The following is an 18,632-nucleotide window of genomic DNA, read 5'->3' as shown; positions in this document are numbered from 1 at the left end:
ATCGACCTCCAAGCCGAGCTCATCCGACGCGCACGACGCACGCCCGCGATCGCCACTCGCAGCGCGCGTCGAGCTCTTCACCGCCCGCTCGGTGCCGGCCACTCCCCGGTGCCTGTCCAGGAAGGACCTCAGCTATGAGCACCTCGTTCGCCACCCCCGAAGGACTGCGAGCCGTGCTGACCCGGCTCCACGACCTCGACAGCGTCGGCCACTGGGCCTGGCGCAGGGACCCCGAGGCCGAAGGGCTCATGCAGTTCACTATCCGCAAGTACCGCGGGCTGGCCCGCAGCCATCACTGCGAGCCCGACGACGCCGGCTACGCCGCGTTCGAGGCGCTGCGGTCGCGGGCAGTCAGGTGTGCGAAAGACCCGTGGGCCGTGGTCACCACCGCCGTCCAGACCAGCCTCATCGCTGAGGAACGCGCGGCCGGGCTGCTCTGCTCCAACCAGCAAGCGCGCCGGCGCGAGGTCTCCCGCCACCACGATGCCCGCCGGTTCTGCGAGTACGAAACCACCGACTCGACCTCCCCTGGCCGGTTCCACCCACTGCTGAACATCCCCGCTCCGTGCGGTGACCCCGCCGAGGTGATCAGCAACACCGATCCAGCGACCGACGGTGCCCTCGACGGTGGCGTGGACGGTGGCGTGGACGGTGGCGTCGACGTTCGCACGGAGATCGGCTCGGACACCGGCTCGGACATCGGCGAAGAGCGCCCGACGACCACCACTCAGGCGAAGGACAGGGCGATCACCCTGTTCGTGGCGCTTGGCTGGCCGGAGAACACCATCACCTGTGCCGTGGACTACATCTGCACGCGGCTCGAGCAGTCGAGGTCTCGGGAGGCCGCGCACTCGTTCCTGCGTCACGACCAGGCAGGCCGCGTCTTCCTCGACCTTGACCGGAACGCATGGGCGGTCCTGCTGCGCCTGATCCTGGGCAGCCCCGAACCGGACCTGCGCTACACCCGCGCCGGCCGCGGGCTGCTCGTGTTGATCCTCACCGGCGTCGGCCTCGCCGAACTGCTAGCCGACGACGGCCTGGTCTACGAGATCAGTCAAACAGCCCCCAAGATCGCCAGGCGCAGCCATGCCTGAGCACCACCCGCCCCAGAGCGGGCACATTGAGGTCGAGCGGCGGCTGGACTCCATCACCGTCGGCGTACGGCACCGCAAGGATCCCGGCGACATCGCTGCACTGATGCGCTCGATCGAGCAGGTCGGGCTGCTGCAGCCGATCACGATCACCCCGGACGGGGTTCTCGTCTGCGGATGGCGACGTCTTGAGGCGATCCGCCGGCTCGGCTTGCCCACCTTGAAGGTATGGGTCCGCTCCGGCATCTCCGACGAGCTCTCGCACCTGCTGGCCCAGCAGGACGAGAACGAGCAACGCAAGCCGCTCACCCCGCTCGAGACCGCGCACCTCTACGCCGAGGTCAAGCGATTGATGGCGGAGGAAGCCGAGCAGCGGCAGGCGGCCACGCGTTTCGGTGCGGACGGGACTTCGGGTGAAGTGAACGGTGGTGCGGGCCCCGCACAACCGGAAGGGCACCTTCGGTCGCGTGCTCAAGCCGCACTCCTGATCACCGGATCGCAGTCCCACGCGCGGCTCGAGCAGATGACCTGGATCGAACAGGTCAGCCGCGACACGTCGCGACCGGACTCGGTGCGTGAGTTCGCCTCGAACATGCTCGCCGAGATCGAGGACGGCGCACCGGTTGAGCCGGCCTACAAGCGAGTCAAGGCCGCAGTGGAACTGGCTGCGGCACCGCAGCCTGCTGATGACCTTGCCCGTCTCGCAGCAGAAGCCCTCGCCCGCGCGAAGCAGGAGGGGGTGCGCAAGGGGCTGCGGGCGTTGAAGAGCAAGCCCACCGGCATCGCGACCTACCGGACCGTGCGCTCGTTCATCCTCACCTGGACCGAGCTCGAGGGCTGGGCCCGGCTCTACGACATCAAGACTCTGGTGGCCGAGCTCAACGACGAAGAGTTTGACCGCTTCGAACGTGTCGTCGCCGAGACCATCGAGTTCGCCGAACGCCTCCGCGCAGCACGGCACGCACTCGTCCCGGCCTAAGCCGACACCCCCTTCCCGGCGCACACATCGCACCTCTACGACGTCAGACCCGGTTCGGGCTGTTCTGCCTGGCTCTTCTGCCTGGCGGTCCTGCCTGGCTCGTCTGGCCCCGCCCGTCCGCTCCGTCGCCTGGGAGATGTCATGCCGTTCTACTCACACCCCACCTCCGGCCCTGCGCTCGGTCGGTTCACTGGCCGCCGATGGCTGCTCGCCGTCGGCGGCCTCGCCACTTGCGCCACCATGGTCGTCGGTCTCTACGGCATCCTCCACAGCCCCGCCGACCAGCGGTCCGAGAGCACTCAGGCAACGCCGGTTCAGGTCCTGGCGAGCCCACCGATTCCCCAGAGCACGCCATCCAGCACGCCAGCGCTCACGCCCCAGGCGTTCGAGGACCGCGCCCTTCCTCACACCACCGACCCGGTCGTCTACGCGCGCGCGGTTGGTGCGAGCCTCTTCGACTGGGAGACCTCCACGGGCCTCTTGCCGGCCGACTACTCAGCCGCGGTCCTCGCCGACGCAGATCCCTCCGGCGAGGAGACCGCTGGGCTGATCACCGACGTCACCACCTACCTACCCACCCTCGAGCAATGGCTCAACCTCGCCGCCATGGACGTCACCCAATCCCTCGACATCACACACGCCGCGGTGCCCGCATCCTGGTCGACGGCTCTCGCACGGGCGCACGGCAATCTGCGTCCCGGCACGACGGCGATCACGATCACCGGCACCCGCCGCCGGACCGGCACCTGGCACGGCGCGCTGGCGCACACGTCCTCACCGGTCGCGTTCACCGTCTTCCTCGCCTGTCCGCCCGCCTTCGACCGCTGCCACCTGCTGCGCCTCTCACAGGTCGACCACCCGCTCCGGTGACCGCGCCATACAGGAGAGCGCAGCCGCGGGGACCCGACCGGTGAGGGCACGGTCGTGAAGGTGCTGATCGTGGGCACGGCCGTCGCGGTGCTGTTCGCACCGGTTGGCGCTGCACTGGGAGTTGCGACCTTGGTCTCCCCCACCGCAGCCCGCTCAGTGAGCTGCCTCAATGTCGGCGCCGCAGTCGACAGCCCAACGGGTATTTCGGCCGGCAGTGTCACACTCGTCGCGGCGGTGCCGCAGAGCTTGACCGCGGTCAACACCCACGGCGAGACCATCACCCTCACCCACCGCCAACTCCAGCGGGCGGCCGCCATCATCGCCACCGGAACCGCCGAGCACGTCCCCGCCCGCGGACAGCTCATCGCCTTGATGGCCGCGCTGACCGAGTCCTCCCTGCGCGTGTTGTCCAACACCGGCGCCTACCCCGGCTCCACAGGGATCCCGAACGACGGGAACGGCAGCGACCACGACTCCCTCGGGCTCTTTCAAATGCGACCCGCCGCCGGGTGGGGCACAATCGCCGAGCTCATGGACCCGGTCTGGTCCTCGCGCGCCTTCTACGGCGGACCCGTCGGCCCGAACCACGGCTCACCCCGCGGTCTCCTCGACATCCCCAGCTGGGAGACCCTCGCCCCTGGCGCGGCAGCCCAGGCCGTCGAGGTCTCGGCCTACCCCGACCGCTACGCCGTCAACCAGCCCGTCGCCACCGCGATCCTCACCACCCTCAACGGCCGCACCAACGGAGCCGTCACCGGGGCCAACACCAACACCGACAGCGCAGGCAGCGCAGACAGCACCGGGACCGCGATCACCGGCACCCTCTGCCCGCCAAGCCCAGGAGCAGCAGCGTCCGGGCCGGCTGGGGCTCCGGCGGGCCTTCCGTCCGGGTTCGCCGGCGCGCTGATCGCCGCCGCAGCGAAGGAGATCGGCACGCCCTATGTATGGGGCGGTGGCACCTTCACCGGACCCAGCGGCGGCGGGTTCGACTGCTCCGGGCTGGTGCTCTATGCCGCCTACCAAGCATCCCGGGGTCGCCTTCGGCTTCCGCACTACACCGGCGACCAGATCCACCAAGGCCGACCCATCGCCTGGAGCGACAAGCAGCCCGGGGACCTGATCTTCTTCAGCTACCCCGGCGCCGCCGGTCCGCACCATGTTGCCATCTACCTCGGCGGCGACCGGATCCTGCACGCCCCCCACACCGGCGACCACGTCCGGTACGGGACAATCGGCGAGTTCACCGGCGACACCAAGACCGTGCGACGCCTCAACTGAGACGCCTCAGCTGAGCCTGTGGCCCGGTGACAGCCCCGGTGACAGCTCCGCTGGAGCCACTTCCATTGGCCCCAGCGGTCCCTCGCCGGGAGCGGCGTCACACCTACAAGGCATGACGCTCGTCCTGACCCATCGTGGGGCCGTACTGGCTGCCGTGCATCCTGACTTCGGGGCCGTCCGCGGGGCGGGCCAGATGCGAACCATCGTGGGTGCCCTGCTGACCTACGGGCTCATCGTCGCCGTGCTCCTCCTGGTCGCCTCCGCGACGACGTGGGCGATCACGGCGAGCTCGGGCAACTGGCACACCGCCAGCAAGGCCAAGACCGGCGTCCTGGTCGCGCTCGTCGGTGCAACCCTGACCGGCTGCGCACTGGCCTGGGCGAACTGGCTGCTGGACCTCGGCGCCCACCTGTAGACATCACCACTCCACACCGGCGAGGAGCCCTTCATGCCATTCCTGCCGTCAGCACCTGGTGTTGTGCTGTCTGTTCCGTCGCGCCCGCGCATGCGTGTCGTCGGGCCGTGGGACATCTCGATCAGCCCCAATTCCGACGGACTGCCGGGGATCGCCCAGCTGCGCCACCTGGTCGGCGCCTCGATGACCGTCGGACTGATCCTTGCCGTGCTCGCGCTGGTCTTGTCGGCGATCGTGTGGGCCCTGGGTGCCAACTCGTCCAACCCGCACCTGGCCGGCCGTGGCAAGCTCGGCGTCCTGGTCGCTCTCGGCTCCGCGATCGTGTGCGGCGCCTCGGTCACATTGGTGAACTTCTTCTGGCACGTCGGCCAAAGCGTCTAACCCATGCAGTCCTCACGAGCGTTTGCGAGGGACCGCTGTCATGGCGGTGTGTGACGTTCCGGTCCTGCACGAGGTGTGCAGCAGCGCCGGAGAAGCGGCCGGCACTGTTGTCGCGGCGCCGTTCGACCTGCTCGCCCACGGCACCGCCGCTGCGGCGGCGTGGATGTTCACCTCGGTGTGGCAGGTCATCGACTCCACCACCTACGTCGACGTCACCAGCGGCGCCTACGCCCGGGTCTACAACATCGTCTTCGGCATCGCCGTGTTCGTAATGCTGGGCTTCTTCATGCTCCAAGTCATCGGCGGCATGATCCGCCGCGAACCCGCCGCCCTCTCCCGCGCCGCCCTCGGCCTGGCCAAGTCCATCCTCGGCTCCTTCCTCGCGCTCACCCTGCTCGCCACCGCCCTGGAGGTCACCGACCAGCTCTGCCTGGGCATCGTCCACACCGCCGGCACCACCATGAGCCAGATGGGCGACAAGGTCACCCTGCTGGCCGGCGGACTGTCCACCATCAGCCTCGGCGCACCCGGGGCGGGGGCGATCTTGACGATCTTCCTGGGCAGCATCGCCATCGCCGGCGCCCTCGTGCTGTGGATCAGCCTGCTCGTCCGCAAAGCCCTGTTGTTGATCGCGATCGTGTTCGCCCCGATCGCGCTCGCCGGCTCCTCGTGGGACCACACCCGCGGCTGGGTGAGCAAGTGGATCACCTTCGTGATCGCCATGATCGTCTCCAAGGTCGTCCTGGTGGTGATCTTCCTGCTCGCCACCGCCCAGGTCTCCGCACCCATCGACGCCGACCTGCAATCGGTCAGCCAACCCATCTCCGGGGTGGTGCTCATGCTGATGGCCGCCTTCGCGCCCTACCTGACCTACAAGGCCATCGGGTTCATCGGCTTCGACATGTACCACGCCATGTCCGCCGAACAAGAAGCCAAGTCCGCCCTCAACCGGCCCCTGCCGATCCCGCTCGCCCGCCGAAGCGGCGCCGCGCCGCCCAAGGTCCTCGGTCCCGCCACGGACGGATCGGCACCCTCGGGCGGATCGACACCCGTAGCCGGCCCGCCTGGTGGGGTGCTTCCCGCGGGTGGGACCAGGCAGCCGTCCTCGGGCGAAGGCCTGTCCGGAGTGCCCGCCGCCGGCCCGGGTGCCGCGGCCGGTGCAGGTGCCATGGTCGGCGCGCAGGTCGCGAAGCGGGCCGCCAGCGCGGGTCCACAGCTCGGCACCCAGATCGCTGCCATGGCGGCCGACCACGCCCCCGAGGCCAGGCCATCCGAGGCGCACCGGCCGCCTCACGTCGCCGACCCGACGCTCACGGACCAGCGAACCGGGCAGCGAACCGAGCGTGATGCGTCATGACCGCGCCAGCCGGCTCGAGCGAGCAGGGTCTGACGCCGGTGAAGTTCTCCCGGCTCGCCCAGCGCGGTGTCCTGCTCGGCCTCACTGGGCCCCAGCTCGCCGTGGTCGCGGTCGCCGCAGCCGCGCTGGTGCTGAGCCTGTACGCCGGCAGCTTGATCCTCGCGGTCCCGATCATTGCCGTCTGCAGTGTGCTGGCGACGGTCAGCGTCGGTGGACGCAAGCTCATCGAGTGGACACCGATCTGTGCTCGGTGGGGGTGGCGCTCAGCCGGCGGGCAGCTGCTCTACCGGCGCCGAATCATGACGCCCCGTCCGGCGGGGACGCTCGCGCTCCCCGGCGACGCCGCCAGATTGCGGCAGTGGGTCGACCCTGAGACCGGCGCCGTCCTGGTGCACGACCCGCACGCCGCCACCTTGACCGCGATCATCGGCGTCACCCACCCCGCCTTCATCCTCCTCGACCCCGCCGAGCAGGAACGGCGCATCACCTCGTGGGGACGCGTGCTGGCCACCGCCTGCCGCTCCGGGCGACTCGCCTCCCTCCAGGTCATGGAACGCACCCTGCCCGAGTCCGGCAAAGGGCTTGCCGAGTGGTGGAACCAGCACGGCACCAACAACGACTCCTTCACCTCGATCACCTACCGCGAGCTCATCGACCGCGCCGGCCCCGCCGGCGAACGACATGCCAGCACCATCTCGATCTCGCTCGACATGAAGACCGCCGCGCGGGCCATTCGCGCTGCCGGCGGCGGGCGGCGTGGCGCCATCGCGGTGCTGCGCCAGGAGATGACCACCATGGCCGCCGCCCTCCGAGCCGCCGACCTCTCCCCCTCCGGCTGGCTCACCCCGGGCGATCTCGCCCTCATCCTGCGCTCGGCCTACGATCCCGCCTCCGCCGCAGCCCTCGAACGACACGGCAAGCTCGGCCGCGACCTGGCCACCGCCGGGCCCGCCGCCGTCAGCGAGAGCTGGGGCAGCCTGCGCAGCGACTCAGCCCACCACTGCGTGCTCTGGATCAGCGAATGGCCCAGATCCCTCGTCTACCCCGGCTTCCTCGCACCCCTCCTGCTCTCCTCCGGAATCCGGCGCACCCTCACCCTGCTCTATACACCCATGCGCAACGACCGCGCCGCCCGCGACATCCGCAAGAAGAAGACCGAGTACGTCTCCGACGCCGCCCAACGACAACGCATCGGACAGATCGAAGACGCCCAACAGAGCGCCGAGTACCACGACGTCCTCCAACAAGAAGCCGACCTCACCGCCGGGCACGGCATACTCCGCGTCACTGGCCTCCTCGCCATCAGCGCGACCGATCCCGACCAGCTCGAACGCAACGTCGCCGCGGTCGAGCAAGCAGCCATCCACGCCTCGTGCGAGACACGACGACTTTGCGGACAACAAGCCCAAGCCTTCAGCGCCGCGGCCCTCCCCCTCAGCCGCCCCCTCTGAGGGAGTCGAAGCACAGCTCGCCCCGCGCATCACGAGACCGAAGGTGTCCCACATCGCCCAGAATGGGCGCGCCCTCTTCACTCACAATGACCTCCGGCTCGTCGACGCCCGTTCGACGCCGTGCCCCAGGATTCTTCGACAAACGGCCTATGCGCATGCCGATGCCCATGAATCGCCTAAGCCTCAGCAAGAATTGATCTGACGCGCTCGGGCAGCAACGCGGCGCATTCGACTTCCGTGGTCAACTGCTTGAGGTTCGACCAGCATTTGTTTCTGAACGCATGAGGCGCCAGCCCGTGTAGTTCACCGAGAATGCTCTCGACACGGCTCACGTTCCCCGGATGGCGCGGCTGCGGTGCCCAACGGTTGCCGTCAGGGTGGTCAGTTTCGGTGAGAAGCCGGTCGAGCGGAATGCCAGCCAGGACTTCCTTGTGTTTCAGGTTGGAGGAATTCACGGAGAAGTAGGCGCCAAGCTCCAATGCTCTTGCCGTCTGGCGGGAGTCTCCGAGCCACCAATGAAGTACCACGCCGCGCACAGGCGTCTTCTCAAGAAGCTCGAGGACCTCAGCGGTCGCGCCATAGCTGTGGAGAGATGTGATGCGGGGGTACTCCTGAAGGATGGCGAGGATCGAGTTGAGCACCTCCCGCTGAATTGGTATCCGAGACTTGGCTTTCCCGTCGAGACCAACTTCCGACACGTAAGCCGACTTTGCGATGAGGGCAGCGAACCGTGCCGGCTCAAACGTCTTGAGCGCGCCTTCCAGTCCAGGATGTGTGCCGACACCCCAGACAGCGAGGACGTCGGTGTGCTGCCTTGCCAGGGCTCGTTCGGCCTCGTCCAATGTTCGGGTGGCCGCGAAGATCACTGCGCGGAGCTGGAGCAGATCTCGTGCCGTAATGGCTGGGTCGATGTGGGCGTGGAGGTCGACCGGTGGCCAGTTGGACGTCATGGAAGAAGACTGAGTTCTGCCGTGCCGCGAACGCAGAGGTCGCGTGCCATGCCTGGGGTGTACCCAGTTGGTAGTCGCATGGATGCGATGTCAGATACACGTACCCCGCGCGCAACGTAGCCACGAATGCTGGGCATCAACGAGGCTGCAGCCAGGACCTCGCCGGCTCGAACGCTGGGCGGATTGTCGACTGCGTAGGTGCAATGGTCGCTCAGGTTCGCTGCGGCAAAGGAGGCTCGGCGCATCAAGCACCCGAAGCACGATCCGCAATGCTGCGCTCGGGGGATACTCAAAAACCGCTTGTTAGTGAAGCCGCACGAGTCGGTCTCGCTAAGGAAGGCCGCGGCATCGACGTCTCCGAGTTGGCTGCCAACCCACGTGAACATCTCGCCTTTCGTCTGGTGCATGAACGGATTCTCGATGAGGCTCTGCGCGCCAACAGCCGCGAGCGTGCTCTCGAGCTCTGCGAGGAACCATGGATGTGTGGTCTTGGTGGAGACGCTGCCCAGTTGGTCGGCGCCCATGGCCGGGTTGAGCGATGCGAACCCGTTCTCGGGTATCCAGAGCGGGATCTGGTTGATGGAGGCCACCGCAAGACCGAGGGCGATAAACAGCAGTGACCGAGTGCGTGTGGAGTGCTCCTTCTTGAAGACCATGCCGTTCGGCTGAGTAGCTCTTCGGCGGAACCCGACCTGGACGTGATGCTGGGCCGCGCCGTCGGGGGCAACCGTGCGGATTCTCTCAGCGACATCCCGCTGCTTCGGCCCGACACCGTTGCCACCGAAGTGGGAAAACAGGATGTGTTCCGACGTCTCCAGGCGTGCCCGGAGCGCACCGCAGCCCGAGTCTGCACCACCGGAGAGGAGCACGACTCGTTCGGCCTCAGGATGCTGATTGGCTGCGAACTTCTCGGCCGGCGGTCGGGCCTTGTTAAACGTGAGCGCCCAGTTGTCGCCGGATAGGAACCAAAGTAGGTGTGTGAGCCGGTCACTGATGCTCGTCCACGCGTCTGGGTCGGAGACGGGAACCGTGAGCGAGAAGGTGCGGGAGGTCCAGTTCACGCTTCCGACAGCACGTAGGACTGACCGGTCGGCGCTGTAGACAAGCATCGCCAGCCGCGCAAAGTCGGCGTTGAGTGGAGATACAGGCCCCAAGGTTTCTAGCCGTGGCGTCAGGCTCGTGACGTACGAGCCGCCGTCGGGCACCCAGTAGAAGTCGCGTTGTGCCGCCGCGTCGCTGACCGTGTCGGGGACCCTGAATTTGAGGGCGAAGTCATTCATCGTCGCTCCCGTACACGGCTTGGAGGTACTCGAGGCCGTTCTCCACAGCCGAGACGAACTCGGCGGCGGTGGGGTTGATCGGGTTGACGTTTGCCATGGAGGCGAGTTCCTCGCAGGCGGCACGGACCTCGTTCTCGAACTCGACACGCTGGTTGCCGGTGAGGCCTTTGGTGTTCAGCTCGGCCGCGGTCGTGGTCAGGTACGCCCAGGTGAGGACGACGGCGAGGGTCTCCTGGGCGATCTCTGCGGGCACTGGGGTCGGGCCGCCGTCGTTGGCGGTGACGACCCACTCCGACACTTCTGCCACGACATGTCGCTGTTCGTCAGCCTCGATCTGGTCCGGGAGTTCCTCGCAGACGGCGGCGACAATCTGTGCCACGACGTCAAAGACGTTGGGGTTTGCACGCAGGGCCGCGTAGTCCAGGCCGAACTCGGCCTGGAGGGAGGCGGCGTCACCGGTGCGGTATGCGTATGCAGCTGCGGCACCACGTCCGGCTGCGCGAGCGCTGGAAGCCGCTGACCGCGGGAACTGCGCCGCGGTTCCCTTTCGGGCCTTCGACCCTGTGCCACTGGCTGTTCGGAACAGTAGGGCGGTCTTGGCGACGCGTTGGGCCTTTGCGGAGAGGGGCTTGGCGCCCGACCCCGGGCCGGTACCTGGCAGCGTCATCTGTTGCGACCCGCCGTCAGGTGCATCTCCTCCGTCGGGAGGAGTCACGCCGCTTGAACCTCCCGGGAGGTTTGCGAGCCAGTCGTCGATGCCCTCGCGCAGATCGTCTCCGATGGCGCCTCCGCCGCCTGTGAAGGAGTCCTTGCTTCCCATCAGCGTGCTCCTCCTGCCGGCAGATTGCTGGTGAGTGCGAGCTTCGTCCGCCCCTTGGCGCGGCCGGCGAGGTCGTCGATGACCGCCTGCATGCCGTCAATACCCGTCAGCGACTTCAGGTACATCGCTGTGGGGGGCTGGAGGTCCTCGGCCGGAAGGCGGCGGAAGGCATCGAGCGCTGCGGGATGTAGTGACGGATGAGCGCTGACAAGGCGACCGATCGCGGTGACTGCACCCCGTTGTTCTTGGGCGCGGTCGCGCGCTCGGCGTGCAAAGAACCCGATGAGGATCCGCGCGTCGTCGACGGGAAGGCGCTCTGCGTGTCCTTCCGCGGTCTTGTTGGTGAGTGGCCCGGTGACGTTGAGCTGATGGACAATGTCGCGGAGTCGCTGCGGGAGTTCTTCGCTAACCAGCAGGTCGCCGCTGAACGAGGCCGCTAGGTGCAGGTAGGGGCTGAGATCGATCTCCGCGAGGGGCGGTTCAAGCTTGGCCCAACGAATCATGTCGTCGGTGAAGGTGTACCTGGCCCCTGCCTGGGCCTGCGCCGGAATCTCGGGCTCTTCGGGTTGGCCGTCGATTGCCGAAGCCACGGCACTGGAGGACTTCTTGCTGGGCTTCGCGGCAGCCTTCCCGCTTCTCGACGCGTTTCCACTCCCGGAGCTCGCGCCATTGGCCGCAGAAGCAGTCCGAGCATCGGCAGTCTCTTCGACCTGGACCTGCGCCGGATGTGTCTGGTGGTTGGCGTTCTGGGCAAGGCTCTCGAGGGATAAGAGCCGATCACGGAGTTCGCCGGTTCGCAGCCAGGAAAGGACCTCTGTGAACTGCTCCGGAAGCAGAACCTCAAGCGTCATCATTTTGGCGACCACGTCTGCATCGAGCTCTATGCCACGGCGGGCGGCAATCGTGCGCCGAATGTTCATGTCGTTCAGGAACCGCTTGATGCGACGCGGGTTTCCCGCGAGCTTCTCGTAGAGGATCGCGGTCAGGCGGTGCGCGAATGCCAGCTCGCGCTGGACGTCCAGCCCAGCCGGCGGGTCCAGTCCGTCTAGTGCACCGCTGGACCTGAGCTTCCCGCACGCCTCGATGAGCTCATCAAGCTGCTCAGGGGCGAACCGGCGCTCAGTCCGGTTCTGGATCTGGAGCAGCAAGAGGTAGGCCTCAGTGTCGAACGCTCCGAGCGCTGGGAGGGGGACGGTGGTCTGGACGATCTTGTGGAGGTACAGCTTCCAGGGCGGCTCAGGAGGGAGGGCGTCTCGGTTGCCCGGCCGCTCCTTTGGCATCTCCCACTCAGGGAGCTCGGACCTGATCGCGTCAGCGACACGATCCTCGTCGGCAGCGACGATGAAAGCCATCCTCGGGACGCTCAGGAACAGACGAATGGCCTCGAGGGTCTCCACCACAGTGTTCGCGAGGCACCTGTCCAGGTCGTCGACGAGGACGGCGACTCGGCGGACATGGGCCAGCTCGCGTGCGCCCATGAGCGCAGCGAACTCCGTATGGAATCCCGCCAGGCCGCGTGGCTCTCCTTCGGCCTCGTCCGTGTCGGGATCCTTGATCAGGCTTGTGACCTCGTCCAATGAAGGCACCTGGAAGGCGACCGCTGCCTTGGTCGCGACCCTCAGTGCCTTGGACCAGTCGACTCGCCTGGCCAACCGACGGACGAGCTTTGCGGCGTCGCTCAGCCTGGTGCTGGGGTACCTGGCAAGCTCGGCGGCCAGCGCGTCAAGGATGTCGGCGATGATGCTTTCCTTGGCGCCGACCGAAGGGTCGTATCTCCACGGGTCGGTGCGCACGACAAGCACCTTGGGTTCCGGCTCGTCGCCAGCGCGCTCGCGCCCGTCGGCATCCCCCAGCCGTGGGTCGGGGTCGATGGCTCGAGCCTCGAGGTCGTCCTCGATGAGTTCCAGCACGGTTGTCTTGCCGCTTCCCCACGGCCCGGAGAGTCCCAGCGACAATGGGTCCAATGCGTCGTCGAGGACGGCGTCGGCGACTGTTTCGGCGATCGCCCTGGCGGCGAGGAGGTCGACCTCCGCCGGCTCGTCGGACCACAACAGTCCAGCCAAGCTCGCAGTGGGTTGCCTCGTGATCACGTCGTCGCCTTGGTTGTCGGAGTGCAGGTACAGACGCGAGGCTAACCAGTTTGATTGGGCCGCAGGCCATATTCCTAGACTGGCTATGTTCCGTGACGCAACTCACATCCTGCCTTGGCCTCGTTCGGGCTCGGTTGTGGTCCATTCGTGTCGACTCGCATTTGAGTGGAGGGAGATGCCAGCGAGTGCGCGATCTGCCGTGCGTACTTCGCACGAGGTCACAGCCTCCGGACGCGTGCGACGTCGGCTCTACCACTACCTTGTCGGCATGGAGTTGTTCCTAAGCCACGCGACCCGAGATGAGCAGCTAGTTGCCGAGGTCGTGTCCCGGCTCGATGCAGCCGGAGTGCAAACCTATCTGGCCGAACGCGACGGACGCGCGGGCACCAACGTTCACAGCAAGATCGAAGCGGCAATCCGACGAAGCGATCTCGTCATCGCATTACTCACCGAGGCTGGCGGATCCTCCAGCTACGTCCATCAAGAGATTGGCTACGCAAGGCGAGCCGGCAAACTGATCATCCCGGTGGTTACTGCGGGCATGGCCGATCACGGCCTCGGCATGCTCGAAGGGACCGAGTACATCGTCGTGGACGAAGCAGTGCCGAGTGCCGCGATCTTGCAGCTCAGCGAACGCGTGACTCAGCTAGCGCAGGCCAAGAGCAGGCGCGACCAACTAGACGCCGCACTCCTCATCGTCGCGCTCGGAATTGTGATCCTCACCGTTCTCGACGACTGAGAACTTCCTGGGGCGTCCGGCAGCGCAAGTAGCCGCAACAGCGGCCACAGTCATTCCGCCGCGATGTCGTCATCGCAGGAATTCATGCGACCGCCCTCGGGTGTCCACCTCACCACGGCGCCGGATAGCAAGCTGCATCCGGCTTCGATGGCCGCTCGCCTAACTCGCGCCTAACTCACCTTCTCGATGGTGATCGCGCAGTCCTCACTGACGAAGCCCAGGTCGAGGACATCTGTCGCGAGCTCCGCGTGCCCAAAGTTCGGAATCTCAACGCCGTTGTGCACGTTCGTCGTGCTGACGATAACCGCCTCGGTGATCTCGATGTTCTGCACGTCCTCGAAGACGAGGGGATCCGCCGCGCCGATGATCACTGTAATCGTGGTAGCCATGACAAGAACGTAGCGATGTTGTAGCCGGATCTCATGACGATTTCTTCGGGTGTCAGGAGACGCAGCCCACCTTCTCGCCCGCACTGTGGCGGTGTATTCCCGTTCGCAATGCTCGGCTGAGGGGCTGGCGGCGGCGAGGACCCGCCCGGGTCCGGATACCTCGACGCGCACACGAGCCGTTGCCCCGCGAACCGCCCGAACAGCCGAAGGCCAGGAAGCAAGCACATGCGTCCATCCGCGAGATCAGACCCACGGCAGGTGGTTCGCGGGTTCGGACGACCCATCGTGAGCGTTGATGGCTCCGGCTCCCTCGTCGTCAAGAGTCGCGACCTACTGCCTAGCGCCACCTGATCGGGCCAGTAGACGCTAGCCTCCGGAGTATGTCTCGCGTATTCATCAGCCACGCGTCAGCGGACGCAAAGTTCGTCGACCCGTTCGTCGACGAGATCCTTCGGTTGGGGTGCGAGCTCAGTGCCAAGGAGGTGTTCTACAGCTCCGGTGCCGACACGGGCGTTCCCTCCGGTGCAGACCTCCTGGCGCATGTCCGCGAACAGGCGCAGAACACGAAGTTGGTCATCGCGATCATCTCTCCGACGTACCAGACGCGACCCGTATGCATGGCCGAGTTAGGTGCGGCTTGGGGCGCGGTGGGGAGGCTCTTCCCGTTGCTGACGCCTGGGATGGATCGTTCGGAACTGCAGGGAGTCCTGTCTCCAATGCTGATCCGATACATGGACGACCAAACGGCGTTGGACGAGTTGCATGATGAAGTCGGGAATGCGATTGGCCACACTTCGTCCGCGCTCACTTGGGGCCGCTCCTCGCAGAAGTGGCTTGCCTCAGTGGCTCGCCGCGCGAAGACGATTCCCGTTCCAGAGGTCGTCACCGCCAAGCAGTGGAAGGAGACACAAGACCAACTGGCGAATGCTCTGGCCTCGCTCGACGCTCGGGCTGCGCAAGTGGAGGAACTGACAGAGAAGGTCCGTGAACTGAAGGACGCGCGAACGGCCGAGGACGTCGCCCGCATCCTCCTGCCAGAGGGCGAGAAGGATCGCTTCGAGGCATTGACCGACGGTGCACGACTGGCACTCCGCGAAGTCGGCTCACCTGTCGCAGAGGTGATCCGGTACGACGTCGCTCTTGCCGAGTACGACGTACCGATGGACCTGAGCAAGCGCAAAACGTGGGAGGCCTTGTTCATCTGAGTGGGCGGATTACCTCCCTACGTCGGAGGCCGCGAATCGCCATGTCCCAGGAGCACAGATCCTGTGACGCTCGAAGGTCGCAAAATCGGTGCGGATGCGCTTGCGGTGACCTACCGTTTGGCGCGTGGCTAAGAGGTTCGGAGGCACGTGGCAGAGCCGCGCAGTGGCCTCAGCCGCACACCGGACCGTTCGGGCCAACAGCCGGTCTTCCTCCGGAGGCGGCATGAGGCCTGCAACCCTTCGACCGTCGTGGGGCGAGTGCTTCGGCTTGGCCCTGATTCCCGGCGTGCTCCTCGGCTTGCTCGTGTGGGCGGTCAACCGGCCTGGCGACAGCGACAAGTATCCCGACTGCAACGGCTACATGACGTCGGCGTCCGACAAGTGCTACGACCATGGGCTCGATCAGGTCACCACATTCGGAGAGTTCAAGTCCCGGACCTAGCGGAACGCGAAAAACGCGCCCGGCCAGCCGTAGCCGGATCAGGGGCGCAGTGCTCATGCGCAGACGTCTCCTTCTCGTACTTCTTCAGGATCTCCTTGTACGCGTTGGATTGCCGCGCCTGCTCCTCGGAAAGGCCCGTCTAACAGCCGGGTGGGTCACTTCGCCGCGCTCGCGGAAGAGAAATGTCGGTGCCGCCCGAGAGCATGCCGCCATGAGGTTTGACTTCAACTCGCACCTTCGCCGCGGCATGCGTTGGATCGGCGAACACACCTACGCAAGCACGTGGATCGTCCTCGCCCCTACAGCGAGCGTCTTCCTCGCAGTGCGCTCAGACGCCGACTGGATTGCGACCACGCTCATGGGTCTCGCTGGGCTGTCATGGTCTGCGGTGTTGATGCCGACAGCAGTCCGTCACGCGGGCGTCAACCTCGCCGGCACGGTCGCCGCTCTCAGCGGAGGGCTGTTAGCTCTCATACTCGGCGCACCGGGTTCAGTCACTGGGCAAACGTCGAGCGAGACCGGGATCCTCCTGATTGCACTTCTTGTCGCGGGTTCGGCGGCGCACCTTGGACAACTTCGAACCCAGGTCGATCAGCGACGTACGGAGCGACAGGCCGATGAACGGCTCGCAGCGCTCGCCGAGCGCCACGCCGCCGCAATCGAGGACCTACGCGTGGAGCTCGTCCGCGAGATGCAGATGTGCCGATGCCGTCGCCCATGGTGGAGACGCACTGAGTCGGCCAGTTAGGAGATCAACACGCGCGAGAACTCAGGGGTCCGTGCTTGCGACATTCCGCCGCAACGATCAGGTGGAGTTCGCCCCCCGCCGTCCGGCCCAACCCCTAGCCGTGGTCGTGGTCGGTGACACCTTCCGCGATGCGCTTCCCAAGGCGCGGGCAGCCCAGAGCCTCCGGGGTGGACCGTCGATCTGAGAGTTGCTCTAGTAGCTGCCTTGTCGGCGCCCTAGCATTGGCTGGTGCCGTCCTCGCCTTCGCCCCTTCTCTACTATGCCGCCGCTAGCGTTCTCCTCTTTGGGGCCCCTGCAGGAGGGATCTATCTCGCTCAGCAGGGTCGGCGGGAAGCGGCTCGGCGGCTGCAAGCCAAGGACGACGAGATCCAGAGGGAAGCGTTAACTCAGGCGAAGGACCGTGCGGCGCTTCGCAAGGAAGCCATCGACGCAGGCGTAAACCCTGACGTGGTGTTCGCCGGCTACGAGGCACTGCGCGACGGCCAGGTCTCGCCTGACCAGGTGATCGACATGGTCAATCGGAACGGGATCGGCGGCTGACCGGCCTCTTCCGACGGATTGCTGGCTATTCGTCCCACGATGCAGGAGCGCGGTAGGCGTCGCGTTACGCGGCGCGCGATCACCCTGCACAGGCGGAAGCCGCCTAGCAGGCGCCGCCGCACAGATCAATCGGTGACATTGGACGCGGCTAACAATGCGCTCCGCGACCTGCGTCACTTCGCCGGCTGAGCAGCGGTCCGGTGATTGCCCGCCGCTGCGCGCGCTACGTCGCGCGGCACGTGCAACTGGAAACCGGACCTGCCGCCGCAGCCAGTCGGTACTTGGAATGCATTGATCGATACGGTCCTCGGTATGAGATTCACGCCGCTTCATCAGGCCCTCGGGTTGCCCGCCGGGCCGATCACCGACGAGTTACTGGATGTTGCCGTCCGAGAGGGTCTCGCCGAGACCGATGGCATCGACTGGAAGCGTCAGACGCCCGAAGTGAAAGGACTGCCTCAGTCCGACTTCCCCAAGGACGTCGCGGCTATGGCGAATAGTGGCGGTGGCGTCATCGTTTTCGGGATCGACGAAGATCAGAAGTTGGCAATCGGCCGCCTCGACATCGGCGAGTTGAACGAGGAGCAGTACGAGAGGGCGCTACGTAGTGCCGCCGTCACCGGAATCCACCCGCCGATCTTCGGCCTCCAAGTGAGTTTCGTCGGCGAGCCCGGACGGCGTGCCCTTGTCGTCGTCGTTCCTGCCAGTGAGGACGGGCCCCACCTCATCTACCGCAATGAGTACTTCGGTGCCCCAGTGCGCAACGACGCCGACACCGTATGGATGCGCGAACGTCAGATCGAGCAGATGTATCGAGCTCGATTCGAGGCACGGCGACAACTGACCGAGGATCTCAACGTGCTCTACGACGAGACCACGTCTGGTAAACCCATTCACGAGCGTGCCTGGTTCATTGCCGTTGCCCACCCAAGGATCCCCGTGCAGGCGAGGGAAAGGATGGATCGCGAAGAGGCTCGGACGATCTACAACCATGCGTATCGATTGGCCCCTGGGTACGCCAGCACGAGGGTTCATCATCCGATTCAGATGATCGATTACCAGAACCCGCGACCTGGCCTGCGCCGGTGGGTGGCGCGTGATGCCGCCGAAACCGATGCGAGCCGATGGAAATCTGCGTGGGCGACCGTCCATTTCGACGGAGCGCTAACCATCGCCGCCGCTATCGGCGCGGGACGGAACCGCGATGGATTCGACGAGGCGTATCGAATCGACTCGGCCCGATGCGAGAGCACGATTGCGGACTTTATGGCCCTTCTACGCGCGACCGGGAACGCCCTCGGGGTGGGTGAGTACGAGGTCAAGGTGGGCATCGAATGGAGCGGTGAGCAAGATCTCATCATTCAGACCGTCGATGAGTTGAACTTCGTGTGGGAGCACGGGTCCATACCCCTGCCCCGATTCGTCCCTGTCGTCTCAACGGTCAGGAACGATGTCGACCACGCAACGTTCATCACGCAGTGCCGTGAACTTGCGCTCGACGTCGTGAACCAAGGCGGAGTTCAAGATCTCCGAGCCATTGTCGGGGCGGAGGTGGAGTAGCCCGTACCGGGCTATTCGTCCGCCAAGTCCCGGCGAACCCAGTCACC

General features: G+C 66.2%; 19 protein-coding genes. 13 read left to right on the top strand and 6 right to left on the bottom strand.

The annotated features are described in order from the left end of the window. The first annotated feature begins 134 nt into the window (after window positions 1-134). The 8 genes from ACYQ1K_RS07275 to ACYQ1K_RS07240 all read left to right on the top strand — a co-directional run bounded on the left by ACYQ1K_RS07275 (window position 135) and on the right by ACYQ1K_RS07240 (window position 7,822). Window positions 135-1,094, top strand: coding sequence for a serine/arginine repetitive matrix protein 2 (locus ACYQ1K_RS07275; protein ID WP_459982160.1), 960 nt, complete (start codon window positions 135-137; stop codon window positions 1,092-1,094). Then, window positions 1,087-2,070: a ParB/RepB/Spo0J family partition protein gene (locus ACYQ1K_RS07270; RefSeq protein ID WP_459982159.1), complete on the top strand. Its 984-nt coding sequence runs from the start codon at window positions 1,087-1,089 to the stop codon at window positions 2,068-2,070. Before ACYQ1K_RS07275 ends, ACYQ1K_RS07270 begins: the two co-directional genes overlap by 8 nt. A 141-nt stretch (window positions 2,071-2,211) precedes the next feature. Continuing rightward, complete coding sequence (locus ACYQ1K_RS07265) at window positions 2,212-2,940, top strand: hypothetical protein (RefSeq protein WP_459982158.1); 729 nt, start codon at window positions 2,212-2,214, stop codon at window positions 2,938-2,940. A 69-nt stretch (window positions 2,941-3,009) separates the two neighbouring features. Next, window positions 3,010-4,218: a C40 family peptidase gene (locus ACYQ1K_RS07260; RefSeq protein WP_459982157.1), complete on the top strand. Its 1,209-nt coding sequence runs from the start codon at window positions 3,010-3,012 to the stop codon at window positions 4,216-4,218. Window positions 4,219-4,330: 112 nt separating this feature from the next. After that, complete coding sequence (locus ACYQ1K_RS07255; RefSeq protein ID WP_459982156.1) at window positions 4,331-4,633, top strand: DUF6112 family protein; 303 nt, start codon at window positions 4,331-4,333, stop codon at window positions 4,631-4,633. A 33-nt stretch (window positions 4,634-4,666) separates the two neighbouring features. Beyond that, on the top strand, window positions 4,667-5,014 hold the full coding sequence (locus ACYQ1K_RS07250; protein ID WP_459982155.1) for a DUF6112 family protein: 348 nt from the start codon (window positions 4,667-4,669) through the stop codon (window positions 5,012-5,014). A gap of 40 nt (window positions 5,015-5,054) precedes the next feature. Further along, window positions 5,055-6,371, top strand: a complete 1,317-nt coding sequence (locus tag ACYQ1K_RS07245) for a TrbL/VirB6 family protein (RefSeq protein ID WP_459982154.1) — start codon at window positions 5,055-5,057, stop codon at window positions 6,369-6,371. Next, a complete protein-coding gene (locus tag ACYQ1K_RS07240; protein WP_459982153.1) occupies window positions 6,368-7,822 on the top strand; it encodes an SCO6880 family protein in 1,455 nt (484 codons plus the stop codon). Before ACYQ1K_RS07245 ends, ACYQ1K_RS07240 begins: the two co-directional genes overlap by 4 nt. A gap of 176 nt (window positions 7,823-7,998) precedes the next feature. On the opposite strand, the gene ACYQ1K_RS07235 is transcribed toward ACYQ1K_RS07240, so the two are convergent. From ACYQ1K_RS07235 to ACYQ1K_RS07220, 4 genes are read right to left on the bottom strand one after another with little or no spacing between them, the layout of a single operon-like run. Beyond that, window positions 7,999-8,772 (bottom strand): TatD family hydrolase, encoded by a 774-nt coding sequence (locus tag ACYQ1K_RS07235; protein ID WP_459982152.1) that lies wholly within the window; start codon window positions 8,770-8,772, stop codon window positions 7,999-8,001. Next, complete coding sequence (locus ACYQ1K_RS07230) at window positions 8,769-10,052, bottom strand: adenine nucleotide alpha hydrolase family protein (RefSeq protein WP_459982151.1); 1,284 nt, start codon at window positions 10,050-10,052, stop codon at window positions 8,769-8,771. Before ACYQ1K_RS07230 ends, ACYQ1K_RS07235 begins: the two co-directional genes overlap by 4 nt. Then, the gene (locus ACYQ1K_RS07225; RefSeq protein WP_459982150.1) at window positions 10,045-10,872 is read right to left on the bottom strand and encodes a hypothetical protein; all 828 of its coding nucleotides are present in this window, start codon (window positions 10,870-10,872) and stop codon (window positions 10,045-10,047) included. The genes ACYQ1K_RS07230 and ACYQ1K_RS07225 overlap by 8 nt, the downstream gene beginning before the upstream one ends. Then, a complete protein-coding gene (locus ACYQ1K_RS07220) occupies window positions 10,872-12,962 on the bottom strand; it encodes a KAP family P-loop NTPase fold protein (RefSeq protein ID WP_459982149.1) in 2,091 nt (696 codons plus the stop codon). The genes ACYQ1K_RS07225 and ACYQ1K_RS07220 overlap by 1 nt, the downstream gene beginning before the upstream one ends. A 268-nt stretch (window positions 12,963-13,230) precedes the next feature. Between ACYQ1K_RS07220 and ACYQ1K_RS07215 the strand changes: the two genes are divergently transcribed. Continuing rightward, a complete protein-coding gene (locus ACYQ1K_RS07215) occupies window positions 13,231-13,701 on the top strand; it encodes a toll/interleukin-1 receptor domain-containing protein (RefSeq protein ID WP_459982148.1) in 471 nt (156 codons plus the stop codon). A gap of 170 nt (window positions 13,702-13,871) precedes the next feature. On the opposite strand, the gene ACYQ1K_RS07210 is transcribed toward ACYQ1K_RS07215, so the two are convergent. Further along, complete coding sequence (locus ACYQ1K_RS07210) at window positions 13,872-14,090, bottom strand: hypothetical protein (protein WP_459982147.1); 219 nt, start codon at window positions 14,088-14,090, stop codon at window positions 13,872-13,874. Window positions 14,091-14,470: 380 nt separating this feature from the next. Between ACYQ1K_RS07210 and ACYQ1K_RS07205 the strand changes: the two genes are divergently transcribed. Both ACYQ1K_RS07205 and ACYQ1K_RS07200 read left to right on the top strand, forming a co-directional pair. Then, a complete protein-coding gene (locus ACYQ1K_RS07205) occupies window positions 14,471-15,295 on the top strand; it encodes a toll/interleukin-1 receptor domain-containing protein (protein WP_459982146.1) in 825 nt (274 codons plus the stop codon). A gap of 223 nt (window positions 15,296-15,518) precedes the next feature. Further along, window positions 15,519-15,737 carry a hypothetical protein gene (locus tag ACYQ1K_RS07200; RefSeq protein ID WP_459982145.1) on the top strand — a complete coding sequence of 73 codons (219 nt, stop codon included), beginning with the start codon at window positions 15,519-15,521 and terminating at the stop codon, window positions 15,735-15,737. Window positions 15,738-16,227: 490 nt separating this feature from the next. Here ACYQ1K_RS07200 and ACYQ1K_RS07195 read toward each other — a convergent pair whose 3' ends face one another. Next, a complete protein-coding gene (locus tag ACYQ1K_RS07195; protein WP_459982144.1) occupies window positions 16,228-16,386 on the bottom strand; it encodes a hypothetical protein in 159 nt (52 codons plus the stop codon). A gap of 327 nt (window positions 16,387-16,713) precedes the next feature. On the opposite strand from ACYQ1K_RS07195, the gene ACYQ1K_RS07190 reads away from it, so the two are divergent. Both ACYQ1K_RS07190 and ACYQ1K_RS07185 read left to right on the top strand, forming a co-directional pair. After that, window positions 16,714-17,025 carry a hypothetical protein gene (locus tag ACYQ1K_RS07190; RefSeq protein ID WP_459982143.1) on the top strand — a complete coding sequence of 104 codons (312 nt, stop codon included), beginning with the start codon at window positions 16,714-16,716 and terminating at the stop codon, window positions 17,023-17,025. Window positions 17,026-17,337: 312 nt separating this feature from the next. Continuing rightward, window positions 17,338-18,585, top strand: coding sequence for an AlbA family DNA-binding domain-containing protein (locus ACYQ1K_RS07185; RefSeq protein WP_459982142.1), 1,248 nt, complete (start codon window positions 17,338-17,340; stop codon window positions 18,583-18,585). Window positions 18,586-18,632: the final 47 nt, after the last annotated feature.

It is taken from the genome of Nocardioides sp. AN3 (assembly GCF_054653495.1).
The sequence above is the reverse complement of the archived record's forward strand: the minus strand, read 5'-3'. Positions and strand labels throughout refer to the sequence as shown.

Coding starts and splice junctions, on each gene's coding strand:
- ACYQ1K_RS07275 (WP_459982160.1), top strand. CDS start 135: ATGAGCACCTCGTTCGCCACCCCCGAAGGACTGCGAGCCGTGCTGACC.
- ACYQ1K_RS07270 (WP_459982159.1), top strand. CDS start 1,087: ATGCCTGAGCACCACCCGCCCCAGAGCGGGCACATTGAGGTCGAGCGG.
- ACYQ1K_RS07265 (WP_459982158.1), top strand. CDS start 2,212: ATGCCGTTCTACTCACACCCCACCTCCGGCCCTGCGCTCGGTCGGTTC.
- ACYQ1K_RS07255 (WP_459982156.1), top strand. CDS start 4,331: ATGACGCTCGTCCTGACCCATCGTGGGGCCGTACTGGCTGCCGTGCAT.
- ACYQ1K_RS07250 (WP_459982155.1), top strand. CDS start 4,667: ATGCCATTCCTGCCGTCAGCACCTGGTGTTGTGCTGTCTGTTCCGTCG.
- ACYQ1K_RS07245 (WP_459982154.1), top strand. CDS start 5,055: ATGGCGGTGTGTGACGTTCCGGTCCTGCACGAGGTGTGCAGCAGCGCC.
- ACYQ1K_RS07240 (WP_459982153.1), top strand. CDS start 6,368: ATGACCGCGCCAGCCGGCTCGAGCGAGCAGGGTCTGACGCCGGTGAAG.
- ACYQ1K_RS07235 (WP_459982152.1), bottom strand. CDS start 8,772: ATGACGTCCAACTGGCCACCGGTCGACCTCCACGCCCACATCGACCCA.
- ACYQ1K_RS07230 (WP_459982151.1), bottom strand. CDS start 10,052: ATGAATGACTTCGCCCTCAAATTCAGGGTCCCCGACACGGTCAGCGAC.
- ACYQ1K_RS07225 (WP_459982150.1), bottom strand. CDS start 10,872: ATGGGAAGCAAGGACTCCTTCACAGGCGGCGGAGGCGCCATCGGAGAC.
- ACYQ1K_RS07215 (WP_459982148.1), top strand. CDS start 13,231: ATGGAGTTGTTCCTAAGCCACGCGACCCGAGATGAGCAGCTAGTTGCC.
- ACYQ1K_RS07210 (WP_459982147.1), bottom strand. CDS start 14,090: ATGGCTACCACGATTACAGTGATCATCGGCGCGGCGGATCCCCTCGTC.
- ACYQ1K_RS07205 (WP_459982146.1), top strand. CDS start 14,471: ATGTCTCGCGTATTCATCAGCCACGCGTCAGCGGACGCAAAGTTCGTC.
- ACYQ1K_RS07200 (WP_459982145.1), top strand. CDS start 15,519: ATGAGGCCTGCAACCCTTCGACCGTCGTGGGGCGAGTGCTTCGGCTTG.
- ACYQ1K_RS07185 (WP_459982142.1), top strand. CDS start 17,338: ATGAGATTCACGCCGCTTCATCAGGCCCTCGGGTTGCCCGCCGGGCCG.